General features: G+C 39.3%; 8 protein-coding genes. 5 read left to right on the top strand and 3 right to left on the bottom strand.

Going from position 1 to position 3,950, the window contains the following annotated elements; all coding sequences use genetic code 11:
• Positions 1-73: 73 nt before the first annotated feature.
• Positions 74-319, bottom strand: a complete 246-nt coding sequence (locus tag H1P_RS31520) for a hypothetical protein (RefSeq protein ID WP_144875172.1) — start codon at positions 317-319, stop codon at positions 74-76.
• A gap of 68 nt (positions 320-387) precedes the next feature.
• A complete protein-coding gene (locus H1P_RS31515; protein ID WP_144875170.1) occupies positions 388-831 on the bottom strand; it encodes a hypothetical protein in 444 nt (147 codons plus the stop codon).
• A gap of 448 nt (positions 832-1,279) precedes the next feature.
• Here H1P_RS31515 and H1P_RS31510 point away from each other — a divergent pair, with 448 nt between their 5' ends.
• The 5 genes from H1P_RS31510 to H1P_RS36825 all read left to right on the top strand — a co-directional run bounded on the left by H1P_RS31510 (position 1,280) and on the right by H1P_RS36825 (position 3,604).
• Positions 1,280-1,567: a hypothetical protein gene (locus tag H1P_RS31510; RefSeq protein WP_144875168.1), complete on the top strand. Its 288-nt coding sequence runs from the start codon at positions 1,280-1,282 to the stop codon at positions 1,565-1,567.
• Positions 1,568-1,694: 127 nt separating this feature from the next.
• Positions 1,695-2,036, top strand: coding sequence for a Rha family transcriptional regulator (locus H1P_RS31505; RefSeq protein WP_144875166.1), 342 nt, complete (start codon positions 1,695-1,697; stop codon positions 2,034-2,036).
• Positions 2,037-2,125: 89 nt separating this feature from the next.
• Complete coding sequence (locus H1P_RS31500; RefSeq protein ID WP_144875164.1) at positions 2,126-2,410, top strand: hypothetical protein; 285 nt, start codon at positions 2,126-2,128, stop codon at positions 2,408-2,410.
• 132 nt (positions 2,411-2,542) lie between these two features.
• Positions 2,543-3,391, top strand: a complete 849-nt coding sequence (locus tag H1P_RS37895) for a hypothetical protein (protein ID WP_222427339.1) — start codon at positions 2,543-2,545, stop codon at positions 3,389-3,391.
• A gap of 66 nt (positions 3,392-3,457) precedes the next feature.
• On the top strand, positions 3,458-3,604 hold the full coding sequence (locus H1P_RS36825; protein WP_186376260.1) for a hypothetical protein: 147 nt from the start codon (positions 3,458-3,460) through the stop codon (positions 3,602-3,604).
• Positions 3,605-3,606: 2 nt separating this feature from the next.
• On the opposite strand, the gene H1P_RS31490 is transcribed toward H1P_RS36825, so the two are convergent.
• Positions 3,607-3,792 (bottom strand): hypothetical protein, encoded by a 186-nt coding sequence (locus H1P_RS31490; RefSeq protein ID WP_144875162.1) that lies wholly within the window; start codon positions 3,790-3,792, stop codon positions 3,607-3,609.
• Positions 3,793-3,950: the final 158 nt, after the last annotated feature.

Below are 3,950 nucleotides of genomic sequence, written 5' to 3'. Positions count from 1 at the left end.
TTCTTTTTGCCATTTTTGTTTATATGAGTAGACTTACATTCAGGGCATTGCATTGACATTTAACTATGGTTGATTATTTAGTTAGCGATCGCGTTACCGAAAAATCATACCTTAAATTACCAACGCCGAATCTAATTATCTGAGGATTGTTCAAATGGATTTCTGGAAGAGCCACTTTTAATTGGTCGCTTATTTGTTCTGCTCCTGCCAAATGATAGAAAGCTTCTTTTTCTTGAAAAGCCATGATTTCGTTCATTTTCTCTGCCACATTTGATGCGCTCAGTGGTTTAACTTGAATTGATATCAGGTATGTAGCCATAGTGTAGTTAAGGTTGATTGATGTGAGCGTCCTTGGTAATAAATAACCAAGGACTGTTGTCAAAAAAATTAGAACTCGCCGATTGGGTTAATGATGTCAGCTTGGTCGTAGTGGCAGATTTCGTCTTCTGCAACCCATTGTTGAGTGACTTCGAGCTTTTCAATAGTGGCTAGTCGATAGTACCAATCAGTCTGATTGAGAAAGGTTTTGGTGTTTTGATATCGATTTGGATTGTACTTCTTGCCGACGACGACATAAGTAGTCCATTGGCTATGGTCTTTGTGAGAGTCGATTAACTTAACGAGGCTTCCTGCTTCGTGTTCGGAGCGGAGAATATCCTCTGAGTCGAGATAATTTAATTTGCAGTCGTGAGTAAAAGGATGATGCTCTTTAGCAAAGCGATCGTAAAAGTTGCACCATCCTCCACCTCTATTGTCTCGATAATTGTGAAATTGAGGACAATTAGCACAATTAGTCGGTAATTGAGTGGTTTTTTGCGTTGTGTACGTCATAATGGAAGTAATATTTTAGTTTGTTAGGAGAGCAAAGGTAAGAAGCTTGCTCTCCTTTTTTATTTGTTCGTAGGCGTTCGTAGTCAGTCAAAGAGACTAGAAAGAAAGATTGCTTCGTGGAGACTGACTCGCTCTTGATTTACGCACTCTTTAAGTTGAAAAGGAATCGATATTCGGTTGTCAGGCGTGCAGTGCGAGAAATTGTCAGAAATCTGAAAGTGAGAGTCTTGATTCCGTCGGGAGGGGGCGATCTCTTTCCCTTTGCCTTATAGAAATATACTAACATCCTGATATACTGATATCAATATAATAATATCAGTATACATATGCTAAGATAATTTCAAGTTAAGCTAAGGTGATACTGATATAGATGGTGTTACTAATAATGTCTGATGACTTGCGCTCAAAGCCTGGAATTTACGGGGAGGTTAAAAAACAAAAGTGTTTTATGATTACCGATTTTGCATCGGAGGAAATTGACCGTTTGGCTAAGAAATTTAAAATGAGCCGTTCCGATCTCCTAGAACGCTCAATTCGTGCAGGTGGTTTGGAATTAGCTAAAGATTATAAGGTCGAAGATTTAGTCAAAGATTACAAAATTGAAGAAGCAGATGTCGAAACAGAAATTGACCGTCTGGCAAAAGAGCAACAATTAAGCCGTTCCGAGCTATTGGAAATGGTAATTCGTGAAGGAGTTTTGAAATTAACACAAAACCAAAAAGAACCAAAAAATTAACTTGTAATTTCAATCATCTCAGTATCTTTTTTTAGGCTTCAAGCAAAAGCGATCGCACTCTCCGTCCAAGAAGTATACGATCGCCTTTTCGAGGCTGTCACCGACGTTCAACCATCAAATAACAGTTATGTCCAATTTAACAGTTAAAGAACGCAATAGTGTACTGGTGATGGATTCTCGCCTTGTGGCAGAGAATTTAGACATCAAGCACAAAAACTTTCTCGCAACGATCGAGAAATACAAAAGTCAGATAGAATCATCATTTGGAACTCTCGCGATATTAACGCGAGAGTTCCAAACCAAGCAGGGTAATAGTTCTAGCGAACGTTATGCTTATCTGACAAGTGAAAAGGAATCAGTATTTAGTTATCAAGGTTCTCTGGTAGATGAGCTAACCGTTGTTAGTTGTGCGTCCAGTTTTGCGCTGGCTTGGTTGCTTCTTGATAGCTTTATTTTGACACTCTGCTAACTGATTGTCAACTATGTAAATGTCAGTTAGCAAGTAAATCAGATATTTGATATAGTGGATATCAAATATCTGATAGTCAATAATTGGAGGTGAACTTGACAATAGCAATTGCTTTAATGGGTAGAACTTATATAGATATAGGAGCTTGGTGGTTAAAAGATGAGAAAGGAGAACCATTATCGGTTTATGCCGTTCACAAGACGATAGAAGGAACAGAAAATGAGGTCACAAGGCACACGCTGACCAGAGCTAGAGATGGGCAACTAGAAAAAGCGAACATCTCCAATCTAAAAGCACTAGCTCGTTTGTGTTCGATATGGAGCGGGAAAAACTTAACAGTAGACGATTTAATTGTGGAAGAATCCGATAATTAAGGGAAAAATCGTCAATTCTGGAACAAAGCTCCCGAAAAATTCAATTCATTAACAGCAAAAGCGATCGCCTTCCATCGAAAAGAACAGCGATCGCTCATGACCAAAACCATACATTAAGCAAAGGTATCGGCTATGACTATAATAACTGAATCCATATTAATGGAGTCAAAAGCAGCCCGTTCCAATCAACTGAAACAGATAGAAGAAGAACGAGTAAGAGAAATCTTAAGCAAGATAAAATATCTTTATTTTGCGGTGTGGCAGGGCAAAGAAAGTATAACAACAGATCGAGTAGCCCAGTTCTATGAAGTACCAGAAACTAATCTAAGAAAATTACTAAAAACTCACAGAGAAGAATTTATTAGTGATGGGCTAAAAACTATACGAGGAAAGGATTTGAAGGATGCTCGTGACTTATGGTCACTACCATTAAAAACCAGTCAAGCGACGATCTGGACTCCTCGTGCTGTCTTGAGATTAGGAATGTTAATGAGAGATTCGCTTGTAGCACTCGCAGTAAGAACGAGTTTACTGAACGCATTGGAAAAAACCATCCCAGCACAAGCAATTGAAATCGAAAAACTGAAACTACAACTACAGGTAGCACAAGCACAGGAAAGATTACTCGCGCAATCGAGAGTCTTAGCACTGGTAGATCCAGGATTACCAGCAATAGTTTTAGGCAATCCCAATGCGGTAGTTACTAGAACAGAAGTCATAGAAAGGACAGTTTTAATCAACGAACAGGGACGAAGCCGAGTCAGTTATGAAGGGTTATCCAAGACGAAGCTAGCCAAGAAATACGGCATGAAGAGAGCTAAAGACTTGGTGGACTGGTTGAAGTCAATTGGCAAAGAAGATGTCTTAAAGCCTGGTTTGATAGCGACTTCTTGCCAGTACATTCCGATTGAAGAAATAGCCGAACTAGACAGACTATGGGCTGCTCATAGAGGTTTGAGACAAATTTTGATTGGAGAATAAATCGCATCTTTAAAGCAGAAAAAAACAATTCGCGGGTTTTGTAGTATTTAAGTAGGATAGCACTTCATGAGAAATAGTATACCAGTATTATTCGTCAACATCGCTCAAGAGCCAGAAATCGAGTCTTGGGAATCACCCATAGTCACAGTGTACAGAAATAGAGAGGGGGAATATTCGATAACAGAGGCGATGGCATTCTTAGAGGAAGCGTGAGTTCAAGGCATTAGGGATTTGGAGTCGGGAAAAGAAACATCTGTATCGGGAAGAATTGAAATAGTACCTGCTCGCTCTAGAGTAAGACGAAGAAGAGGAGGTGCAGCATGAGTGTCTCTATGGCATTCAAACCCAGAATTAGCAAAGTATTGATTAAGCAGAGCAGAGTGAGAATAGCGATCGCTCATCTGTCAAATTCTCGCCAGTTTTTCTGTTTGTTTAAGAAGTCGTCCAAAATTAACTTCGGATTTTTAGCAGAGGATAGATTCAGAACTTCTAAGCCGAAGATAGAGGGCGAGGTTTGAATAAATAATTCCATTGAGGACAAATGCGACGACGCTCAAAA

The sequence above is a fragment of the Hyella patelloides LEGE 07179 genome (assembly GCF_900659865.1).
GTDB lineage: Bacteria > Cyanobacteriota > Cyanobacteriia > Cyanobacteriales > Xenococcaceae > Hyella > Hyella patelloides.
Note: the sequence above shows the minus strand (reverse complement) of the source record. Positions and strands in the feature narration are given on the sequence as shown.